The organism is Cobetia sp. D5, assembly GCF_035666195.1.
In the GTDB taxonomy this organism is placed as follows: domain Bacteria; phylum Pseudomonadota; class Gammaproteobacteria; order Pseudomonadales; family Halomonadaceae; genus Cobetia; species Cobetia amphilecti.
Genome location: NZ_CP142020.1, coordinates 1,281,180 through 1,302,087 on the forward strand (window position 1 = coordinate 1,281,180; position 20,908 = coordinate 1,302,087).

Here is a 20,908-nt window from a genome sequence, read left to right on the forward strand (position 1 = left end):
AGGAATGCTGTCTTATTCCCTCTGGTTATGTCCTTAAGGGATGAAATGATTGGGAATGCGGGGCAGTCCCGTTATCCTATACAACCAAATCACATATAAAAGGCTGTGCTTATACCTGTTCTGTTGGCTCGACATCCGCGTTCAGCCGAATGTCAGCGACCGTCCAGCGCCAATGGCCCAGTCTTGCGATCCACGAGGAATCCCGATGCGCCAATCACGTTCGCTCGCAGCTGTCTTCTCTTCTACCGCTCTCAAGGGCGCCGTGATGGCTGCCGCGCTGGGCGCGACCACCCTGGGCAGCCTGGCGGCACAGGCTGACACCCTCAAGGTCGGCATGTCGGGCGGCTACTTCCCGTTCACCTTCGTCAAGCAGGACAAGCTGCAGGGCTTTGAAGTGGATGTCCTCAACGCCGTCGGCGAGATCACCGGTGACGACATCGAATTCGTGACCATGAGCTTCTCCGGCCTGATCGGCTCGCTGGAAGCCGGCCGCATCGACACCGTGGCCAACCAGATCACCATCACCGATGCACGCCAGGCCAAGTTCGCCTTCACCCAGCCCTACGTCTATGACGGGGCCCAGGTGGTCAAGCGTCGCGGCAATGACGAGATCACCGGCGTCGAGTCCCTCAAGGGCCACAGCGTGGCGGTCAACCTGGGCTCCAACTACGAAGCGCTGATGAAAGAGCTGCCCTACGCCGACCAGATCGACATCAAGACCTATGAGTCCAACATCGAGCAGGACACCGCCCTGGGCCGTGTCGATGCCTTCGTGATGGACCGCGTCAGCGCAAGCCAGGTGATCCAGAAGACGCCGCTGCCGCTGGAACTGGCTGGCAAGCCGTTCTCGCGCCTGGAGAACGCACTGCCGTTCCGCAAGGACGCCGAAGGCGAGGCCAAGCGTGACGAGGTGGATGCCGCGCTGACCGAGCTCAAGGAAAATGGCCGCCTGGCCGAGATTTCCAACAAGTGGTTCGGCAACGACATCACCACGCCTTGAACATTGCCCGCTGCGCCCTGATACAAGGGCGCATGCCAGGATGTCATGTGCAAACGGGGTGACGGCTGACCGTCGCCCCGTTGTCGTCATGTCGACGGGTGTCTTTCCAGACCCTCAGCCAAGCCCCCAGCCTGTCCGGATAACGAATGGATACTCTCAATATCGATTACATGCTTGGCCTGTTGCCGGTCATGCTCAAATACCTGCCACTGACACTCAAGATGGCCTGTATCGGCATGGTGGCCGCGCTGGTAATGGCTTCGCTGTTGGCGGTAGTGCGGGTGCTCAAGGTGCCGGTGCTGAATGCGCTGACCATCGTGTTCATCTCCTTCTTCCGCGGCACGCCGCTGCTGGTGCAGTTGTTCCTGTTCTACTACGGCCTGCCGCAGGTGATGGCGTTCCTGACCCAGATCGATGGCGTCACCGCGACGATTCTCGGCCTGACGCTGCACTTCTCGGCCTACATGGCCGAATCCATCCGCGCCGCCATCGTCGGGGTCGATCGCAGCCAGACCGAAGCGGCGCTCTCGATCGGCATGACCAATGTCCAGCTGATGCGACGCATCGTGCTGCCCCAGGCGGCCCGCGTGGCGGCCCCCACGCTGATGAACTACTTCGTGGACATGATCAAGTCCACGTCGCTGGCCTTCACGCTGGGGGTGACCGAGTTGATGGGCGCGACCCAGAAGGAAGCGGCCAGCAGCTTCCTGTACTTTGAATCCTTCATCATGGTGGCCATCGTCTACTGGGTGATGGTGGAAGGGCTGTCCTTCGTGCAGCGCTGGATGGAGAAACGTCTCAACAAGGCCTATCAGCGATGATTGCAGTCAGAAACCTGGTCAAGAAATTCGGCGGGCAGGCCGTACTCGATGGCATCACTCTGGAAGTGAAGCAGGGTGAGATCATCGTCGTCATCGGCCCGTCAGGCACCGGCAAGTCCACGCTGCTGCGCTGCATCAACTTCCTCGAGCAGCCCGATGGTGGCGAGATCCAGATCGGCGAACGCAAGGTCGAGGCCACACGCGCCAGCCGTCACGACATTCTGGGTCTGCGTCGCAGCAGTGCCTTCGTGTTCCAGAACTATGCGCTGTTCGCCAACAAGACGGCGCTGGAGAACATTGCCGAGGGCCTGATCGTCGTCAACGGCTGGCCCAAGGCCAAGGCGCACCAGCGAGCGCGCGAGATTCTCGAGCGTATCGGCATGAGCGAGAAGGCGGATGCCTTCCCGGCGGCTCTGTCAGGCGGTCAGCAGCAGCGTATCGGCATCGGGCGCGCCATGGCCGCCCAGGCCGAGGTGATCCTGTTCGATGAGCCGACCTCGGCACTGGACCCGGAATGGGTCGATGAGGTGCTGGAGCTGATGAAGCAGCTGGCGGTCGAGCGCCAGACCATGATCGTGGTCACCCACGAGATGCAGTTCGCGCGGGAAGTCGCCGACCGCGTCATCTTCATGGAAGGCGGGCGTATCGTCGAACAGGGGCCGCCGAGTCAGCTGTTCAGTGCGCCGAAGGATGACCGCACGCGCGCCTTCCTGCGCAAGGTGCTGGATGAAGTGCCGCCGCAGTGCGCCGAGGGAATCTGATGTTGCCCGGTTGAGGTTAATGCCCCTCAGGCTACCTGAGATAACGCCTCGGGCAGCATCTGCGACAGACACAACGGCCACCGCGATATCCATCGCGGTGGCCGTTGTCGTTTCGCTGGCGGTGATCATTGATCCGCTTCTGGTGTTGCAGGGCGCGTTCAGGGCGACGCTTCATGGGTCGCAGCGCGTGGCTAGCCGTGGCGGGGCATCGAACGCACCTTGTCGAAGGCTTCCTGAAGCGCCATCGAGACGCGCTCTTCCAGCAGCTCCTGCTCGGCGGGCGCCATGTAGAACGCCATGTCGACGTCGTGGCGGATATAGCGGGGCGCCAGCTGATTGAGTGCGATGCAGGCCACGTCTTCGCGGCTGTCGACATCCATGGCGTGGCTATCGGGATGCAAGCGCAGCTGGTCGAGCACCAGCTGCTCCATGTAGTTGTGTACGCCTGCGCTTTCCATGTGTATTGCCTCCTGGTGATGGGTGTTATCTCCCATGCAGGGCCGTGCCCCCTGACATGTCGATCCCTTCAGTGTGCTCATCAGTATGTTCATCCGAGCTGACTCTCTGTGGCGCTCTCCCTCCCGCACGCCAGCGCGGTTGCTGGCGGCAGGACAGCAGGCGGCGGAGTCTTGGGTATCGCCTGCCGCTCAAGGCCTGTCAGCCGGTCAGCAGGCGGGTTTCCGCCTCTTCAATATGATCAGCCAATCCCGATAATACCAGTGTATCGCCACACGCCAGCGTCAGGTCGCCGGTGGGCTCTTCCAGGTTCTCGCCACTGGCGCGCACCACGCGTGAGACGAGAATGCCGCACACCTCCGGCAGGGCGATGTCGTCCAGTCGCCGGCCACAGGCCCAGGCATCGGCGGTCAGCGTCAGCGGATGACGCCGCAGCAGCGGGTTGCCGCGTTTGTCGGTCAGCTGGGACTGCTGACCATGGAAATAGCCATGCAGCATGCTGTAGCGCGCTTCGCGTGCATTCTGGATCGAGCGCGCCACGCGGCGGAAGGGCACCTCGAGATTGACCAGTACATGCGAGACCAGCATCAGCGAGCCCTCGAGTACCTCGGGAATCACCTCGGTGGCCCCGGCGGCCTTGTAGGTCTCGAGGTCCGCGTCATCCTGGGTGCGCACCAGCACCTTGAGGTTCTCGAGTTCCAGCGGCTGGATGGCGCGCAGAATGGCCAGCGCATGCGAGAGCTGATTGACGGTGATCACCACCTGACGGGCACGTTCTATGCCCAGAGCGCGCAGGATTTCCAGACGCTGCGCATCGCCGAACACCACCGGCTCGCCGGCGCTGGCGGCCTCGTGGACGCGGATGGGGTCGGCATCGATGGCGATCCACTCAAGCTTTTCCTGAGTGAGAAATCGCCCCACCGTCTGGCCGACACGCCCGAAGCCGCACACGATGACATGGCCACTGAGCGGGGCGGTGGCGGCGCTCAGCTCCGCGGTGGTGTGCGGGTTCTCCTGGGTGGGCGTGGTGGAGCGACACAGGCGGCGCGTCAGCTGCTGGTTGTGGCGAATCAGGCTTGGCGTGACCACCAGCGAGCCGATGATGATCGCCACCACCAGGCCCACGGTCTCGTTGTCCATCAGGCGTTGCTGACTGGCCAGGGCCAGCAGCGCGAAGCCGAATTCGCCACCCTGGGACAGCACCAGGCCAGTGCGCAGCGCGCTGTCCAGCGGGCGGCCGGAGAGGCGCGCCAGTCCGGTGATCAGCAGTGCCTTGGTCGCCAGCAGGCAGGCCACGCCGATGACGACCCAATACCACTGGGCCAGCAACACCTGCGGGTCCAGCAACATGCCCACCGAGACGAAGAACAGCCCCAGCAGGATGTCGCGGAAGGGTCGGATGTCGGCCTCGATCTGATGGCGGAAATGACTCTCGCCGAGCATCATCCCGGCCAGGAAGGCGCCCAGCGCCATCGACAGATGCAGGCTGTGGGTCAGCCAGGCGGAGAACAGCGCCACCAGCAGCACGGTGAGCACGAACAGCTCTTCCGAGCGCGCGCGCGAGATTTCCTGGAACACGAACGGCAGCACCCACTTGCCGATCATCAGCATCACCGCCACCAGCCCGAGCCCCTTGATGAGCATCAGGCCCAGGTCACTGAGCAGCTGGCTGCCATCACCGGCCATGGCCGGAATCAGGATCAGGAACAGCAGGGCGGCGAGATCCTGGAACAGCAGCACGCCCACGGCGGCGTGGCCGTGGGGGCTGTCCAGCTCATTCCAGCGCGCCAGTTCCCGCGTGACGATGGCGGTGGAGGAAAGCCCCAGCGCGCCGGCCGCGACCAGCGCCGCTGCTGGCGACAGGCCAAGCGCCGAGCCCAGCGCCCAGAACAGGCCGCTGCATACCGCCACCTGACAGGCGCCCAGCCCGAACACCGTGGTCTTGAGGGCGCGCATGCGCGGCACCGAGAATTCGAGGCCGAGCGAGAAGAGCAGAAATACCAGTCCGAATTCCGACAGGAAGGCGAGTTCTTCCGGGCGACCGATCCAGCCCGCCAGATGAGGGCCGACCAGAAAGCCGACCGCCAGATAGGCCAGCACCGGCGGCAGATGCAGGCGGCGGAACAGCGCCGCGGCCACTACCGAGGCTCCCAGCAGTATCATCACATCATTGAACAGCGTGTCTGCCATGCGGCCTCCTGGCCTTCCGTGAGCATCATCGGGATAATAGCGTGAACGAACCATGCATGATTTGACGGAGGTCGCATGAATCCGACTGAACAACCCCAGGACGGCGAGATCGCCGGCAATCCCTACGACGAGCTGCGCGCGCTGCTGGCACGTCTGGAAGCGACCATGAAGGCAGCAGACCTGTGGCGCATGGACACGCCATCCCCGCAGGCCTTCATGAGTGTGGAGCCATTCTGTGTCGATCGCATGGACATGGGCCAGTGGCTGCGCTTCGTGTTCATCGCCCGTCTGCAAGCGCTATGCGATGCCCGTGCGCCGTTCCCCGCCAAGTGTGAAGTGGCCCCGGCCATCGAGGCCTGGTTGAAGGATGCCCGGCCCGAGCGCCGCGTGGCGATGACGGAAGTGATTCGCGAGATCGACACGCTGATCACGACGCACTGATTGCCGGGCAGGCATCTCACCTCGCACCGAGTCTCTTCTACCCGGCACCTCCCACTGAGCCCTTCACGCGTGATGCCCTCGCATTGCGCCTCGAGACAACTGTCAGGAGCTTGCATGGCCTATTACTTCGCCTACGGCAGCAACATGAATCCGGCGCGTGTCGTGGCACGCATCGGCGAGACGCGGCGGGCCGTGCATGGTTGGCTGCAAGAGCATCGCCTGAGTTTCGACAAGGCTTCTCGGGTCGATGGTATTGCGCATGCCAACGTGCAGCCCGCGCCGGGCGAGCGCGTCGAAGGCGTGCTGTACGAGCTGCTCGAGGCCGAGCAGATCACGCTGATGGACCCCTTCGAAGGCCGCCCGCATGAATATGAGCGTTTCCTACATCCCATCGTCACCCGCGAAGGCGTGATCGACGCCTGGGTGTATGTGGCGCTGCCCGAGCGCACCGCCGAGGGCCTCAAGCCGGCGCGCGAATACCTGGAGCACCTGCTTGGCGGGCGCGACTTCCTGACACCGGACTACTTCACGGCGCTGAGCGGCGTCGAGGCCGTGCATGCGCTGGATGACGCCACCCTGGCTCAGCTGGGCCTGTCGCGCACTACGCCGCGCTGACGGTCGCCTGACAGCGGACGGGTGCCTGTCATCTGTTTTCGGTCAGCTGTCGTGTGGCAACAAAAAGCCCGCCTCTCGTTGGAGAGGCGGGCTTTCGTGTTTCTGGTCACGCTGCGTGACTGATTGGCGTGAGCCTCAGTCCTGCGCGGCCAATGCCGGGTCCAGGTTCGTCTGGTCACGACGGCTGGCCAGCATGCCGATGATCAGCCCCGCCAGCGCCGGCGCCAGCCAGCCCAGATTCATCGAGGCCAGCGGCAGCAGCGGCTCGATGCGGTGCGAGATGGCTATCAGCGAGTCGATGCCACTGGCTTCGAAGCCATCCAGCAGGCTGACCAGCAGCGTCAGGCCCAGGGTCCAGGCGAACACGCGCGGCGCATCGTGCAGGCGCGGACGCAGGTAGGACAGCAGCGTCAGCACCAGCACCAGCGGATAGAGCGTCACCAGTACCGGAATCGAGACGCTGATCAGGGTCGAGAGGCCCAGGTTGGCGATCAATGCCGAGGCCACGGCCATCACGATCACCAGCAGGCGGTAGGGCACGCTCGGCAGCAGGCGATGGAAGAACTCGCCGCAGGAGGTCAACAGGCCCACCGCGGTGGTCAGGCACGCCAGGGTGATGACCAGCGCCAGGATCAGCTTGCCGGCATCGCCGAACAGTGCCTCGACGTAGACCGGGATCAGCTCGCCCTTGGCGGCTTCGCTGACCAGTGCATGGCTGGTGGCGCCCATGTAGGTCAGCGGCAGGTAGACGGCGGCCAGACAGATGGCGGCGATGGCGCCGGCCCACAGGGTGTAGCGGGTCACGTCAGCGGTCGCGGTGATGCCGCGTGCCTTGATCGCCGAGACAATCAGGATGCCGAACACCATCGAGGCCAGCGCATCCATGGTCAGGTAGCCCTGCTGGAAGCCGGTCATGAACGGCGCCTCGGCCCACTCGGGGCTCACCGGCCCCAGCGGTCCCTGCGGGTCGATGATGGTGAACAGCGCGATCAGCGCCAGCAGCGCGATCAGCAGCGGCGTCAGCCACTTGCCGACCACATCCATCAACTTGCCCGGGCTCAGCGCGATCAGCGTGGCGATGCCGAAGAACAGCACCGAATGCAGAGCCAGGCCGCTCTGTGCGGACATGTCGATGAAGGGGCGCATGCCCATCTCGAAGGCCACGGTGCCGGTGCGCGGAATCGCGAACATCGGCCCGATGGACAGGTAGATGGCGACGCCGAAGGCCGCGGCCGCCCACTTGGGCAGCGGCGAGGTGATCTTGTCGAGGCCACCGCCGATCACGGCCACCGCGACGATACCGGCCAGCGGCATGCCGACACCGGTGGCCAGAAAGCCCAGTGCCGCCGGCCAGAATTCGGCACCCGCGCCCTGACCCACCTGAGGCGGGAAGATGATATTGCCTGCGCCCAGAAAGAGGGCAAAGGTCATGAAGCCCAGCGCCACGATATCGAGGCTGGAAAGTCGTGTTTTCACTATGACGTCCTACGGATTCAGCAGATGCGTTGCAGCAGGCGTCATCAGGTGACCGATGAGGTGGTCGGTCAGGCAAGAAGACGTGCCGAGAAGCCGTTGGCTAGCGACAGGGGTGGGTCACCAGCAGACCCGGGAGCAGCGGGGTAGTGTTGCGCGCGGGCCGAATGGCGAGATCAGGCTGACGGATTGTCGCCACCCTGATCTGACGCGGCGCATTATCGTTGATTTCACGTAGCAAGACAAAGCCACCAGCAAGCCACGCGCCAGGCTCACTGCGCGGCAGGCGCCGAGGGCGGTAGTGGAATGAAGCTCGGCCAGTCATCTGGCACCACGAAGATCCGCCATTGCTGGCGAGGCGAGCTGGCGGTGGTCGGCTCGCCGTCAGGCGCCGCCACGCTGCGCTCCAGCCACAGCTGGCGGGGGTGTTGATGCGTGCGCTGGCGGCTGTGCTGCTGAGCCGCCGTGACTTGCAGAACTGGTTCGTCCGGCCTGAGGTCGTCAGCGGCGCCGGGGGGCGCGAAGTGATCGCGCAGCCAGCGGTCCAGTTCATGCCATGGTTGTAGCGACGCCACGGGCGGGGCGGCCAGCCAGGCAGGCTTTTCCCTGACGCAGCCCAGCAGCGGGCCGCCATGCATCGGGGAGGCCTCGAGGATCTGACAGAAGGCGGCAAACTGGCTGACGCTCATCCACCAGCCGGCTTGGCGCGCACTCTCGGGATGGCAATGGCGGGGCGGGGGCAGCCAGTCGGCGGGCGCCTGGTCTGGCTGCCAGGGGCGAAACAGGCAACCGGGCAATGCCAGTTGCTGGCCTGCAAGCAGCGGGGCAGACGGATCTTCTACCGACGGTGGGTTCGTCTCGCTCGCGTCTGCCTGTCTGGCCAGTGCTTGTCTGGTCAGTGCCTGGCGAATCGTCTGCTGCCCGCGCTCGGTATAGGCGAGGGGCAATTGATGCTCAAGGCTGCGCTGATACTTGATGGCGAGGCTATCGGCGCCACCGGGGCCTATCCAGCGTGCCGGGCTGTCAGCCGCTTCGGGGCCTTCGGGCAGGCCGAGATAGAACTTGATCGCGACCTCCAGGTGCGTGGGCGCCGTGTCCTGCGCCGCCAGATAGAGCATGTCCAGCTCGCCCAGCGTGATCTTGCCCTGGGAAATCCTGAGGTTGTTGACCAGCAGGCGACTGCCAGGCGCGTGTGCCAGCACGAATTGCCAGAGCAGCTCATGGTAGTGGCCCAGGCGATAGTGGCGGCGCTCATTCACGGCGGCCTCGAGCGCGTGGGGCGCCTGCTCCAGCGTCATCAGCCAGTGGTGGCGGACGCGGTCATCCTTTAGCCCGAGTGCCGCCAGGGACGGGCGTGGGTAACGCGCAAGCTGCAAGAGATCCGGGGCACTCAGAAGCCAGGCGATATCCCTGACGCGCGGGTGACTGTAGGGCGCGCAGTCGCGGCGCAGGTCGCAGCCGGTCGCACAGGGGGAGTCGGCCCATTGGGCAAAAGGGGGCGTTGACTCGGCTGCACCGGGCGATGCATGGGACGGGGCTTCGGGCTCGATAGGCATGACGCCAGTGTATCCCACGTCGGATGACGGTCGATAATGCGCGACGTCGTTCGGGGCTGGCTCTGTGTGAACCGAGCTGAGTGCTGCTTGCCGGCCGTGGTGTCCTGCTGCTCCTTTCCTCCCTCTATCTACTCCCTTCTCCTTTCCCTTCCTCCACTCCCACTCTCTGCTCCCTCTGTCTGCCCCCTCTGTCTTTTCGCTCCTTTTCCTCACTCGCCACTCTTACCCGACCCTTTGCGCCAGTCTTGCGCTGCTCACGCGACACTTTCTCGCCGCTTTCTTGACGCTCTTCCAACACGTTCTGCTGTCCGCCGCCGGTAATGCGACGGCCGTCCCCAGGCTGTCATCATTTTGACATCGTTGCGTGGGTCGCCTAAGCGATTGAAAACGTTGGGATTACTTCGCGTGGGTGAGTGAGGGTGCTTCAGTCCGGGTTGGAAGAGCGCTGAATTGATTCGCTGGGGGAATCAATCCTGTTCCGGTGCGGGGATATATCCCGCGGCTCGCGAGGTTCACAATGCACTCCATCAACGTTGCAGCAAATATGCAGGGCTGATGAGGCGGTATTGACCTCGAGCTCTTGGTTGTCGAGCGACATGAATCTTCTCGACATCAGTGGGCAAGGCGTCACCGATTGACAGTGTGAGGGGCAGAATCCACACCCTGAACAATCGGTCAATGAATATTCGTAAAGATTGATGTGCACAATTTCTTGCTGCTGGACGCTGTTTTCAGGCGTCTCAGCCAAAGCAAAAAGAAAAATACGCATTTTCTTGTTTTTGTGGCATCCAGTTCTGCTGTGGCGACGTATAACTCATCAGCACAGCAAGACACACCCTGCAGCGTGCAGCATGTTCGACCAAGGTGGTGGGCGAGACACTGTCTTCCTCAACCAAAGTCGATAGTGATCTGCCAGGCCGAAGCGCCGCTCAAGGGGATGGGTCAGCACGCAAACAAGGAATTTTTGCACTCTCCAGGCTGTACAAGTCTTTTTCAGAACCGCTGCAATAGCTTTATAGGTGATGAGAGGGGCAGGAGGGTCAAGCACTGGGGAAGGCCGTTCGTTTCCAGTGACGTTGCTCAAAGAGAAACAGTGAGCTTCCAGTTGCGCGGCTAGTTTGAACGCAGAATAACCATTAGTCTGTTAATCATCGAAACGCAGTACGCACCACAGTCAGTGAAGACCAGGACCCGGACAGGGGTCAGCAAACCACTCCTTCACTGACTGACAACGACTCAAAGCGGAAGCATCCGCACCAGGACCAGGAGATACACCATGAAAAACATTTCCCTCAAGACTCTGATCGCTACCGTCGCCATCGCCACTGCCAGCACCTCCGTATTCGCAGCCGACGATAGCCCTGCCGCCGTGCGCGTCCAGAACGCCATCAGCAGCCAGCAGATCATGGGCCAGACTCAGCCGGCTGCCACCAGCCAGCAGAGCTTCTCCGAAACGGGCATGAGCGTTGCTGCCGGTCGCGTTGAGCAGGCGCTCAATGCTGACCACATCCGCGGCGTCGATACCGCTGCCGTGTTTCAGGCCAACGCCACCGTCAATGATCAGGGCAAGAGCGTCGCCGCTAGCCGCGTTCAGCAGCACATCAGCGACAACGCCTGAAGCCGGGTAGGTCCCGCTGATAACTCGGTGACCCCCGAACATCGCCTCACCTGACATTCGACCTTGCCCATTTCTGGAGAATCATCATGAAAACCCTGACTTCCCTGATCGCCGCCGCTGCCATTTCCATTGCTGCCACCGGCGTTGCCACCGCTGATGAAAGTGTTGCCGATGCCCAGGTGCGTGCCGCACTGAGCGAACAGGTCATCCACGGCCAGGCGCAGCCCGCCGCGACGCAGCTCAATGCTGCCGAGTCCGGCATGAGTGCCGCTGCCAACCGTGTCGAGCAGTCCCTGAACGCCGACACCATCAAGGGTGAACAGACGCACGCCGTCTCCCGCGGCCAGAGCCTGAGCAACGACAACGGCAAGAGTGTCGCGGCATCACGCTTTGAAGATGCGCTGAACGACAACGCCTGAGTCTGAAGGTCCTGATTCATGGCCCCAGGGCCACAGCAGCATTGATCTCCCTTTTATCTATTCGCTATTCACTTTTTCTGGAGTCACCTCATGAAAACCCTCAATGCCCTTATCGCCGCCGTTGCCCTGTCCGTGACCGCCACTGGCGTCGCCAATGCCGATAGCGTTGCCGACCAGCAGGTTCGCGCCAACATCAGCGAGTCCGTGATCCACGGTCAGGCTCAGCAGGCAGCCACGCAGCAGCAGGCCATCACCGATGCAGGCAAGAGCGTTGCGGCCAGCCGTGTCGAGCAGGCGCTGAACAGCCAGACCCTCAAGGGCCAGCAGGCGCAGGTCACTCGCGACACCCAGCAGTTCGTCAATGATTCCGGCAAGAGCGTTGCCGCGTCACGTGTCGAGCATGCCCTGAACGACAACGCCTGATGCGTCGCGCCGTCACGCTGACGGCAGCGAACAAGGACTCTGCTTGCGACCTGGCTGACCTTTTTGACCCAGTTGGCCCGGTTGACCCGAACAAAGATTTCACTGGAGATATTTCATGAAAATGCTCAATACCCTCATCGCCGCCACCGCGCTTTCCGTTGCTGCCACCGGTGCTGCCTTTGCAGACAGCGTCGCTGACCTTCAGGTGCGTTCTGCGCTCAGCGAATCCGGCATCCACGGCCAGGCCCAGACCGCCGCCGCCGAGCAAGCCACCTTTGCCGATACCGGCATGAGCGTTGCCGCGGGCCGTGTCGAAAGCTCCTTGAACGATGCTGCGATCGAAGGTCAGCGCGAGACCCTGGCGTCTGACTCACAGCAATTCGTCAACGATGCTGGCAAGAGCGTTTCCGCGACTCGCGTCCAGCATGCTCTGAGCGAAAGCGTCTGATTCAGATTGTCTAAGCCAGATTGTCTGATTCAGATTGTTTTAGCCCCGCTCTGATTCGTGACCACGCATAGCAGCAACTGACTCAAGTGTCCCCGCAGCAAGTGTCGTCATGAGCAGCAGTCAGGCCTGAACAGAAGTAGCAATAGCTCGAAGTCCTAAAAGCGTGAACAAGCCAGTCGTAAAGCAGTGTCACTGACACTTATCGCCAGGTGATACCTCGTCGCGAAGTGCAACGACAGTCTGACCCTTCCTGAAATGGCCAGTATCTGTCGGGAGTCATCCCGCGCAGCGACGCCCCGTGCTTAATACGATGACGTAGAAGGGTCCTGCCATGGGCAAGCCTGAATATCGCGCCATCGTAAGCCGCATCCTTGTGGGTAGTGCTTGTTGATAGTCTTTGATAATTGTTCACGTGGGTAATATAAAGTATCAACTCTGATAGATATCCCGCCTGGATATACGCAGTACATGAAGTGATCAATGATGTGTCACTTCATGGCAACTCGATAGTGAAAATGAACGGAGGATAGAAAGATGATCAAGTCATTCATGACTCACGGCCTGGCAGCGTTTTCCCTCGCCACCAGCGGTCTGGCCAGTGCCGATATCAGCACTGATGACAGCAGTAACGCGCGATTCAATAGCGCTCAATCTCACGGCATTCACAGCGAAGTGCGTGATTACCAGAAGAGCGAAAAGCGCTACGCCGCAAATCCTGACATTCTGATCACCAGCCGTGGCAATGTGTTTGCCGATAGTGATGTGCATGGTGCAGTCGATATCGACGCTGACCATCGCTGAGCTTGCGATGCTGACGGTTCACACGACACGCTTCACATGACTTCATGCCGCAAGTTGTCATTGTGAAACCATTGAAGCGCTGTGAACTGATTGCTGCTTGAATCACCGCGCAGCGACGATTGAAGGCGTAGGCACTGATGCGCAAGCCAGTGACTACCGAAATTCAGGAAGAGCGAAAGGAAATATCCCAGACGTAGAGACACTTGGATAGTGAGCAGAACGCTTGAGCAAGGGCTTTGGGGCCCTCCACCATCCCCTCTAGAACGACCTGGTGGCAAAACCCTTTCTCAAACGCTTTCCTGTCCTGGGTGTCGCTGTCCCGACATTCATTGCCCGCCACCATGGCGGGTTTTTTTATTCCCGGATTCCAGAATAGCGCAGCAAGTGGCTGGTCGACTCTGTGCATGGCGCCTTGCTTGATGCCCGCAATATGCTGAGGGTTTTCTAGGTAATTCGTAAGGATTCATCGGCAGTTCACTGTATGGATGTCATGATGCATCACGGTGATTAAACGTTGTTGATTGCCGGCCTGCATGTCGGATATCCCGAGGCAGGATGCCATGATATCAATCAAGTGGAGGCCTATGATGGTGCGCGCAAAACTCAAGAAAGTGGCAGGTTCATTGGTGTTGGGCGTTGGTTTGATGTCAGGGAGTGTGATGGCGGGTGATGTCGTCGAAAAGCCCAAGGTGCTGATCTTCGATGTCAATGAAACGCTGCTGGATCTTGCCTCGATGCGCAGTTCCGTCGGCGAGGCGCTGGGGGGAAGAGAAGACCTGCTGCCCCTGTGGTTCTCGACCATGCTGCATTATTCTCTGGTGTCTACCGTGACCCGGGATTACCACGATTTCGGGCAGATCGGTGTCGCCTCGTTGCGGGTGGTCGCGCAGAACAACGGTGTCGAACTGACGGATGAGCAGGCGAAGAAGGCCATCATCACCCCGTTGCTGACACTCCCGCCTCACCCTGATGTCAAGGAAGGTCTGGCCAGGCTGAAGGCTGAAGGCTACAAGATCGTCAGCCTGACCAACTCGTCCAACAAGGGCGTCCAGGCGCAGTTCGAAAACGCGGGATTGCTGCCGTATTTCGATGCGCGCTACAGCATTGAGGATATCCAGATCTACAAGCCGGACCTGCGTTCCTATGAGTGGGTGCTGGACAAGCTTGATGTCGAACCCGAGGAAGCCATGATGGTTGCGGCACATGGCTGGGATGTCGCAGGCGCCAAGGAGGCGGGCTTGCAGACCACGTTCATCGCCCGCCCGGGCAAGGCCCTGTTCCCGCTGTCAAAGAAGCCCGATCATGTCGTGAAGGATGTGAACGAACTGGCCGACATTCTGCAATAGCACCAGAACCCTTGATTGGCAGAACCCTTGATTGACGGGTGCTGAAGATATTCTGTCATCATGGCGTTTATGGCATCGGTGAGGCTGGCGGGCGTCGAGTGACAGGGCAATTTGCCTGTTCATCGTGAGATTGCCAGCCTCATCGCATGGCAGATGCCAGCGTCAATGGTAGGCTGGGCGGCATTCCCCTTCTTACCGACCGGAGCTGAACATGAGTGACGCATCACAGCAGCATGGCCACCGTGCCCCTCAGATCATCGAGCCGAGCGCCCAGGCGGATGCCTGCGTGATCTGGCTGCACGGCCTGGGTGCTGACGGCAGTGATTTCGTGCCCGTGATGCCTGCATTGGGTCTGCCTGAGAATCACGGCGTGCGTTTCGTCTTCCCGCATGCACAGGAGCTGGCCGTGACCGTCAATGGCGGCATGCGCATGCCAGCCTGGTACGACATTCTCGAAATGAATCTCGGCCGGCGCGTCGATGAGGTGCAGCTGCGTGAATCCGCGGCCTATGTGCATGCCTTGATCCAGGAGCAGATCGCCCAGGGCATCGCCAGTGAGCGCATCATTCTGGCCGGCTTCTCCCAGGGCGGCGCGGTGGTCTACGAGGCGGCGTTGAGCTGCGAGCGTCCGCTGGGTGGCCTGCTGGCGCTCTCGACCTATTTCGCGACCAGCGCGACCATTGCGCCGAGCGCCGCCAATCAGGGCCTGGCCATCAGTGTCCATCACGGTACCCACGACGATATCGTGCCGCTGGCACTGGGTGAGGCGGGCGCCGAGAGTGCGCGTGCGCTGGGGCATCCGCTGGAATGGCAGACCTGGCCGATGGCGCACGCCGTGTGTCTCGAGGAAATCGAGGCGATCGGTGAGTGGTTCAAGGCGCGTCTGCTGGCCTGATCGGCTGCCAAGATCGACTGTCAGTATCGACTGCCAGAGCAAAAACGCCGCTGACGGAGTGATTCGTCAGCGGCGTTTTCATGTGCTGCCAGCGGTTCCGTCATGCGCCATCAGCGCTCATGTCAGATGCTGGTCGCGCTCAGCAGCGATAGCGGTAGGCGAGGTGTTCATCCTTGCGCGGGCCGGTGATGCGCCAGTCGAGATCAAAGCCCAGGGCATTGCCCGCCTCATCGCGCACGATGACCAGCGTGGCGGCGTAGAGATCATCGATGCACAGATGCGCTTCACGACTGACGAAGTGATCTTCGCCTCGAGCGCCGTCGGCCACCAGGTCGAACAGGAAGACGGCGGCATCGCGGCCACGACGCTCATGACTGAGCGACAGCGCCGCGCCATCCGCGGCCAGCTGCCAGCGGTAGCGGTTGTGGAAGTTGACGCTGGAGGACTGGCCCTCGAGCTGGAACTGGCCCTGCTCGAGAAATACCACGCTCTCCGCTTTTTGCTGAGCCGCCTGTCGTGCCCCGTCGTGGGGGGAAGCTGGGGCTTCGCGGGTGACCGTCACCTCGCCGCTTCCCTGCCCAGACCAGGCATTGCGCGAGGCCGGGCCGGAGCGTGACGAAAAATCCAGCCGGCGAATCTGCGCGAGCAGCGCATAGAGGGTTACAATTGGTGTCAACTTCTTCTGGCTGCCGGGTTTACTCGTCATGTCCTACCTGATTGGTGTCACGGCCCTCTGGGCCTTCTCGTTTTCCCTGATCGGCGTCTATCTGTCCGGTCAGGTCGATAGCTATCTGGCCGTACTGACGCGTATCGTGCTGGCGTGCCTGATCTTTGCGCCATTCATGCGCCCGCGGGCGATCAGCGGTCGTCTGCGCTTTCAGTTGATGGCCATCGGCGCGATCCAGCTCGGCCTGATGTACATCTTCTTCTATCGCTCCTTCCTGCTGCTGCCCGTGCCGGAAGTGCTGCTGTTCACCATCTTCACGCCTATCTACATCACCTTGCTCGATGACCTGATGAACAAGCGCCTGTCGCCATTCTACCTGCTGACCGCCGCGATTGCGGTGCTGGGAGCGGCGATCATTCGCTACGACGGGGTCAGTGACGGCTTCTGGCTCGGCTTTGCGGTCGTGCAGGGCGCCAATCTGTGCTTTGCCATCGGGCAGGTTGCCTATCGTCAGGTCGCTCCGCAGCTGCCGGCGGATGTCGCCCATCGCCATGTGTTCGGCTGGTTCTATCTCGGCGCGCTGGCGCTGGTGATCGTGATGTTCCTGCTGTTCGGCAGTACCGACAAGCTACCGTCGCAGCCGGTGCACTTCGTGGTGCTGGGCTGGCTGGGCATCGTGGCCTCGGGGCTGGGCTACTTCCTGTGGAACAAGGGCGCGACGCGGGTCGATGCCGGCACGCTGGCGATCATGAACAACGCGCTGGTACCGGCGGGTCTGCTGGTCAATCTGCTGATCTGGAACCGCGACGCCGACCTGGCGCGTCTGGCGCTGGGTGGGGCGGTCATCGTGGCGGCACTGGTGATCAATCAGGTGTGGGCACGTCGCCGCGAGCAGGCGCTGCGCATGGCCTGAAAGTCTGTGCCATAAGCAAATCCAGACATCGCACCTCAATCAGCCCTCGCCCTGTGCGAGGGCTTTTTGCAGGTGAGCGGTGAGGCGCGCCAGTATCTCCTGCTGGCGGGGAATCTTGTCAGAGGGCCGCGCAGCGTTCTGCGTCACTTCCTCGCCGAGCTGGGCCGCATTCAGACGCAGGCCGGATTGTTCGGCATTGAACAGGCTGCCGGGCAGGGTGGCGATGCCTGCATTCAGCAGCTCCTGATGCAACTGCTCAAGCTGGCGCGCCTCAAGGCTGGGCAGGCCACACCATTGCAGATAGCCGCCGCTCGGTGGCGGCAGCCAGACTCGGTCACCCAGCGCCGTGCTCAGGTGCGCGCGGAGACGTTCCAGGCGCCTCGCATAGCAGCGTCGCATGCGCTGCACATGGCGGCCGTAATCCCCGCTGGTGATCAGTTCGCTCAGGGCAGCATGCATCCACGGCATGTCGCCCATGCCATTGGCCCAGCGCGCCCGAATCATTGCCTGCAGCCCCAGTGGTGACTCCTGCTCGGGCCGTGACAGCCACAGCCAGCCGCAGCGGGTGCGGGGGTCCAGCGTCTTGGAAAATGATCCGAGACTGATCAGCGCAGGCATCGGCCTGTCGGCATGGCGATGGGCGAGGTCGGCCAGCCACGGCTGGCGGGTATCGAAGCTCAGCTCGGCAAAGGTGGTGTTCTCGACCAGCAGGATGGCGTGGCGTGCCGCCAGTGCCAGCAGGCGGTGGCGATCTGGCGTGCTCAGCTGTCCGCCCAGGGGATTGTGGCCATCCGCGGTCACGATCAGCGCATCCAGCGTCAGGGCGGGCGTCTTGTCATCATGACGTTCGAGCAGACGCTCGAGCGCCGCGACATCCAGTCCCTGGTGTGCGCGGGCAGGAATGGCGATCGCCTGATGGCCTTGGGCTTCGATGGCGGCCACGATACCGAAATAGCCCGGCGCTTCGACGCCGACCCGACAGCGGCCCTTGGCGGCACGCAGCTGGCCGAGCAGCAATGACATGCCATGCTGCGCCCCCTGACTGATCAATAGGGCGTCGCTGTCACAGGGATGACCGTGGTGGCTGAGGTGCTGGGCGATGGCAGTGCGCAGCGCGCTCGAGCCCGGCGGCAGGGCATAGGCGCTGGGATGCTGGGCATGCGCCCCGAGCTGAGTGCGCGCCAGACGATACAGTCGTCGCACGGCGGGGGCGTCCAGCTCCGGATGAGCGGCACCCAACGGCGCCAGGCGCGGATCACTGGCATTTGCCATCGCCTGCCAGGCCGGGTCACTGATGGTGAGGGTGGTGATGGCACGTGGCCTGTGATGTGACTCCGGCTGCCCGTGCTGCCCGTGCTGCGCTACGCCGGGATGACGAGATGAAGTCGGGCTGGTCTGTGAGCCGGTATTCAGGTCATTCGTATCGTGAGCAGCCTGCGTCGCTGGCGCGACCCGATAGCCGGCACGCGGTTCGGCGATGATCAGGCCCGCCGCCTCCAGCTCGCCATAGGCACGGATCACGCTGTTGAGGCCGAGCCCCGCCTGCGCCGCCTGCCGCCTGAGCGAAGGCAGGCGCTGCCCCGCGCTCAGTTTGCCCGTCGCCATCTGGGCCTTGAGCCGCTCGACCAGCTGCTGATAGCGCGGCAGCGTCGCGGCTGTGGCGCCTGAGCTGGCGATTGAGCTGGTGGTTGAGTTGCTGGCGGGGCCTGCAAGCGAAGGGCGGCTGGCGGACGAAGCGTGCTCGGCGGATGACATGCCTGTCTGTACCCCTTGAAATGGTGATTATCTGTATCTTGTGCCCCCTTGAGGGTTCGCGGCAAGCTGAAGGCTCATGTCGTGGTCCCGTCGGTGCACGTCCTGCACCTGCCCCCGGGCCGACCGGTTGTCATTTCTCTCGCTGGAGTCTGCGTGATGTGGATGCCACTTTGCTTCGTGTTTCTGTTCGCCAGCGGCTTCATCGCCGCGCGCTTCGGTACCCTGGACGCTGAACCCTTCACCTTGCTGCTGGTGCGCAGCCTGCTGGTGCTGCCGGTGCTGGGAGTGATTCTGTGGCTGCGCCGCAAGCCGCGTCAGTGGGGTCGGCGCAACGACCGTCTGGCGCAGATGGGCATTGGCATGCTGTTGCATGGCGCCTATCTGGGCGGCGTGTTCGCGGCGGTCAAGGCGGGGCTGCCGGCGGGCCTGACGGCGCTGCTGGTCAGCCTGCATCCACTGGTGACGGCGGCCTTGTCACTGCCGTTGTTCGGCGTGCGGCTGGGGCCCAAGCAGTGGGCGGGGCTTGGCTGTGGCGCCATCGGCGTCAGCCTGGTGCTGGGGGCAGGGCTTGCCAAGGACGGCGCGGGCACTCTGCAGTGGCCGCTGATCGGGCTCGTCTGGTGTCTGGTGGCGCTGATCGGCGTGTCCAGCTCGACGCTGTGGCAGAAGCGGGTCTCCGGGCGCATGGGGCTGGTCGAGGGGCTGATGTTCCAGTATCTCGGTGCGGGCGCGGTGTTCGTCGTCGCGGCGACCAGTGTCGGCAGCTTTGCCTTTGACCCCACGCCGCGTCTGCTGCTGACCATGGCCTGGCTGGTAATCGCCATCTCGGTCGGTGCCATCTGGCTGCTGATGCTGATGCTGGAGCGGGGCGAGGCCCATCAGGTCGCGCGCACCTTCTTCCTGGTGCCGCCGTGTGCCGCGCTGATGGCATGGTGGCTATTCGATGAACAGTGGACCGCGCTGATGGTGGCGGGCGCGGCACTGGTGGTGCTGGGTCTGGTGCTGGACCGCCCGCGTCCGGGCAAGGTGAGCAAGGCGCCGGCCGACGACGCCACGCCGCCTTCGCCTTCAACTCCCTCAACCTCATCGACTGCAACAACTTCCAATGCTTCGGCAACGACGAACAGTGGGCAAGCCGCCCCGCGCTGAGGCGTGCCGAGCGCACAACTCACAATGCACAGCGCACCAGATACAAAGCACAACGCCCCGCCGGCCCGAGATGGGCTGGCGGGGCGTTGTCGTTTCTGGCCAGTCAGAAGCGCTAGCCAGGAAGTGGCTGATCAGAAGCGATAGCTGATCCCGGCCATGGTCACGATGGGGTCGATCTCGACCTTGTCGTTGACGCTGCCCGCTACGGTGACATCGGAATCGATATCCAGATACCAGGCGGCGACGTTGGCCGCCCAGTGCTCGTTGATCACCAGATCGACGCCGATCTGTGCGGCCGCGCCCCAGCTGTCATCCATCTCGAGCTTGGTGCCATCGTCGAGGGTTTCGTCGGAGAAGTGGGTGTAATTGACGCCTGCGCCGATGTACGGCTGGATGCGCGATTCACGTCCGCCAAGCGGGTAGTACTGCAGTGTCAGGGTCGGCGGCAGGTGATCGACGGAACCGGCCTTCTGGCCATTGAGCGAGATGTCGTGGTCGAAGTCCTGCGCCGCCAGCAGCTCGATACCGAAGGTGTCGGTGAAGCGATAACCGAGAGTGAAGGCAAAGGCGCTGTCATCATCGACATCCACGTCGGCGCCGATGGCATCGATGCGACCGTTGTCACTCTTCGGCGAGACCTTGGCAACACCCGCACGCGTCCAGAACTGCCCGGCGCCGTAGTTGAGAGAGCTGAGCGAGCTGTGAGAGCTGGCATTCAGCGAGTCGGCGGCCATGGCCGGTGCGGCGCCGAGAGTCGCGAGGCCGGTGAGGCCTGCCAGTGCCAGAAGCTGCCACGGGCGTGCTGCAGAGCGCGGGCTACGCGAAGTCAGGTGCGCGGGGAGGGAGGCTGAGCGAGTGACGACGTCGGACATGATGGCTCCTGAAGGATGGCGGGAAAGGATGCCCTCATTCTAGGTAGCCGAATTTCGAGAAATTTGATCTGGGGCAAGAGTTTACGGGCGTTCTTGCTCGGTCAGGGACGTGGTTGATCCAGGTCAATTTCTGCGCCACGTCGCTGAAGATCGGCCATGTAGCCGTTGGCTGCCCACTACGAAAACGCCGCAGACCCGAAGGTCTGCGGCGTTTGTGTGTGATGCCCATCTGCGCCTGGACGGCTCGGCGTTGCCGAGCTCCATCGCTGACGTTTTCATGACGCGGCAT

At 62.6% G+C, this 20,908-nt stretch carries 21 protein-coding genes; 14 read left to right on the forward strand and 7 right to left on the reverse strand.

The window, feature by feature from the left end; translation table 11 throughout:
• The first annotated feature begins 265 nt into the window (after positions 1-265).
• The 3 genes from U0O11_RS05420 (at position 266) to U0O11_RS05430 (ending at position 2,582) form a co-directional block, all read left to right on the forward strand.
• Positions 266-1,000 (forward strand): amino acid ABC transporter substrate-binding protein, encoded by a 735-nt coding sequence (locus U0O11_RS05420; RefSeq protein WP_197738747.1) that lies wholly within the window; start codon positions 266-268, stop codon positions 998-1,000.
• Between the two features lie 146 nt (positions 1,001-1,146).
• On the forward strand, positions 1,147-1,821 hold the full coding sequence (locus U0O11_RS05425) for an amino acid ABC transporter permease (RefSeq protein ID WP_324692004.1): 675 nt from the start codon (positions 1,147-1,149) through the stop codon (positions 1,819-1,821).
• The gene (locus U0O11_RS05430) at positions 1,818-2,582 is read left to right on the forward strand and encodes an amino acid ABC transporter ATP-binding protein (protein ID WP_131431600.1); all 765 of its coding nucleotides are present in this window, start codon (positions 1,818-1,820) and stop codon (positions 2,580-2,582) included. The genes U0O11_RS05425 and U0O11_RS05430 overlap by 4 nt, the downstream gene beginning before the upstream one ends.
• 191 nt (positions 2,583-2,773) lie before the next feature.
• On the opposite strand, the gene U0O11_RS05435 is transcribed toward U0O11_RS05430, so the two are convergent.
• Both U0O11_RS05435 and U0O11_RS05440 read right to left on the reverse strand, forming a co-directional pair.
• A complete protein-coding gene (locus U0O11_RS05435; protein WP_054556810.1) occupies positions 2,774-3,040 on the reverse strand; it encodes a late competence development ComFB family protein in 267 nt (88 codons plus the stop codon).
• A 199-nt stretch (positions 3,041-3,239) separates the two neighbouring features.
• Complete coding sequence (locus U0O11_RS05440) at positions 3,240-5,228, reverse strand: cation:proton antiporter domain-containing protein (protein WP_082388800.1); 1,989 nt, start codon at positions 5,226-5,228, stop codon at positions 3,240-3,242.
• A 75-nt stretch (positions 5,229-5,303) separates the two neighbouring features.
• Here U0O11_RS05440 and U0O11_RS05445 point away from each other — a divergent pair, with 75 nt between their 5' ends.
• Together U0O11_RS05445 and U0O11_RS05450 are read left to right on the forward strand one after the other, a co-directional pair.
• Positions 5,304-5,669, forward strand: a complete 366-nt coding sequence (locus U0O11_RS05445) for a YqcC family protein (protein WP_054556809.1) — start codon at positions 5,304-5,306, stop codon at positions 5,667-5,669.
• A 114-nt stretch (positions 5,670-5,783) separates the two neighbouring features.
• On the forward strand, positions 5,784-6,284 hold the full coding sequence (locus U0O11_RS05450; RefSeq protein ID WP_131431605.1) for a gamma-glutamylcyclotransferase family protein: 501 nt from the start codon (positions 5,784-5,786) through the stop codon (positions 6,282-6,284).
• Between the two features lie 135 nt (positions 6,285-6,419).
• Here U0O11_RS05450 and brnQ read toward each other — a convergent pair whose 3' ends face one another.
• Together brnQ and U0O11_RS05460 are read right to left on the reverse strand one after the other, a co-directional pair.
• On the reverse strand, positions 6,420-7,760 hold the full coding sequence (gene brnQ / locus U0O11_RS05455; protein ID WP_324692006.1) for a branched-chain amino acid transport system II carrier protein: 1,341 nt from the start codon (positions 7,758-7,760) through the stop codon (positions 6,420-6,422).
• Between the two features lie 269 nt (positions 7,761-8,029).
• The gene (locus U0O11_RS05460; protein ID WP_324692008.1) at positions 8,030-9,313 is read right to left on the reverse strand and encodes a DUF1853 family protein; all 1,284 of its coding nucleotides are present in this window, start codon (positions 9,311-9,313) and stop codon (positions 8,030-8,032) included.
• Between the two features lie 1,276 nt (positions 9,314-10,589).
• Between U0O11_RS05460 and U0O11_RS05465 the strand changes: the two genes are divergently transcribed.
• The 7 genes from U0O11_RS05465 (at position 10,590) to U0O11_RS05495 (ending at position 15,263) form a co-directional block, all read left to right on the forward strand.
• Positions 10,590-10,931, forward strand: a complete 342-nt coding sequence (locus U0O11_RS05465; RefSeq protein ID WP_324692009.1) for a hypothetical protein — start codon at positions 10,590-10,592, stop codon at positions 10,929-10,931.
• An 86-nt stretch (positions 10,932-11,017) separates the two neighbouring features.
• Entirely contained in the window at positions 11,018-11,350 is a 333-nt protein-coding gene (locus tag U0O11_RS05470; protein ID WP_043335406.1) for a hypothetical protein, read from the forward strand.
• A 90-nt stretch (positions 11,351-11,440) separates the two neighbouring features.
• A complete protein-coding gene (locus U0O11_RS05475) occupies positions 11,441-11,773 on the forward strand; it encodes a hypothetical protein (RefSeq protein WP_324692010.1) in 333 nt (110 codons plus the stop codon).
• Between the two features lie 115 nt (positions 11,774-11,888).
• Positions 11,889-12,221, forward strand: a complete 333-nt coding sequence (locus U0O11_RS05480; protein WP_284727071.1) for a hypothetical protein — start codon at positions 11,889-11,891, stop codon at positions 12,219-12,221.
• A gap of 549 nt (positions 12,222-12,770) precedes the next feature.
• Positions 12,771-13,022 (forward strand): hypothetical protein, encoded by a 252-nt coding sequence (locus U0O11_RS05485; RefSeq protein ID WP_324692011.1) that lies wholly within the window; start codon positions 12,771-12,773, stop codon positions 13,020-13,022.
• 584 nt (positions 13,023-13,606) lie between these two features.
• Positions 13,607-14,368, forward strand: coding sequence for a haloacid dehalogenase type II (locus U0O11_RS05490; protein ID WP_213113906.1), 762 nt, complete (start codon positions 13,607-13,609; stop codon positions 14,366-14,368).
• A gap of 211 nt (positions 14,369-14,579) precedes the next feature.
• Positions 14,580-15,263: an alpha/beta hydrolase gene (locus U0O11_RS05495; protein WP_324692012.1), complete on the forward strand. Its 684-nt coding sequence runs from the start codon at positions 14,580-14,582 to the stop codon at positions 15,261-15,263.
• Between the two features lie 139 nt (positions 15,264-15,402).
• Here the strand turns inward: U0O11_RS05495 and U0O11_RS05500 are convergent, their stop codons facing one another.
• On the reverse strand, positions 15,403-15,969 hold the full coding sequence (locus U0O11_RS05500; protein ID WP_192837889.1) for a DUF6314 family protein: 567 nt from the start codon (positions 15,967-15,969) through the stop codon (positions 15,403-15,405).
• On the opposite strand from U0O11_RS05500, the gene U0O11_RS05505 reads away from it, so the two are divergent.
• A complete protein-coding gene (locus tag U0O11_RS05505; RefSeq protein WP_213113909.1) occupies positions 15,968-16,843 on the forward strand; it encodes a carboxylate/amino acid/amine transporter in 876 nt (291 codons plus the stop codon). The genes U0O11_RS05500 and U0O11_RS05505 overlap by 2 nt on opposite strands.
• Before the next feature lie 39 nt (positions 16,844-16,882).
• Here U0O11_RS05505 and U0O11_RS05510 read toward each other — a convergent pair whose 3' ends face one another.
• Positions 16,883-18,598, reverse strand: a complete 1,716-nt coding sequence (locus U0O11_RS05510; protein WP_324692013.1) for an aminotransferase-like domain-containing protein — start codon at positions 18,596-18,598, stop codon at positions 16,883-16,885.
• 156 nt (positions 18,599-18,754) lie between these two features.
• Between U0O11_RS05510 and U0O11_RS05515 the strand changes: the two genes are divergently transcribed.
• Positions 18,755-19,747 (forward strand): DMT family transporter, encoded by a 993-nt coding sequence (locus tag U0O11_RS05515; RefSeq protein WP_324692014.1) that lies wholly within the window; start codon positions 18,755-18,757, stop codon positions 19,745-19,747.
• 131 nt (positions 19,748-19,878) lie between these two features.
• Here the strand turns inward: U0O11_RS05515 and U0O11_RS05520 are convergent, their stop codons facing one another.
• A complete protein-coding gene (locus tag U0O11_RS05520) occupies positions 19,879-20,619 on the reverse strand; it encodes an OmpW/AlkL family protein (RefSeq protein ID WP_324692015.1) in 741 nt (246 codons plus the stop codon).
• Between the last annotated feature and the right edge of the window lie 289 nt (positions 20,620-20,908).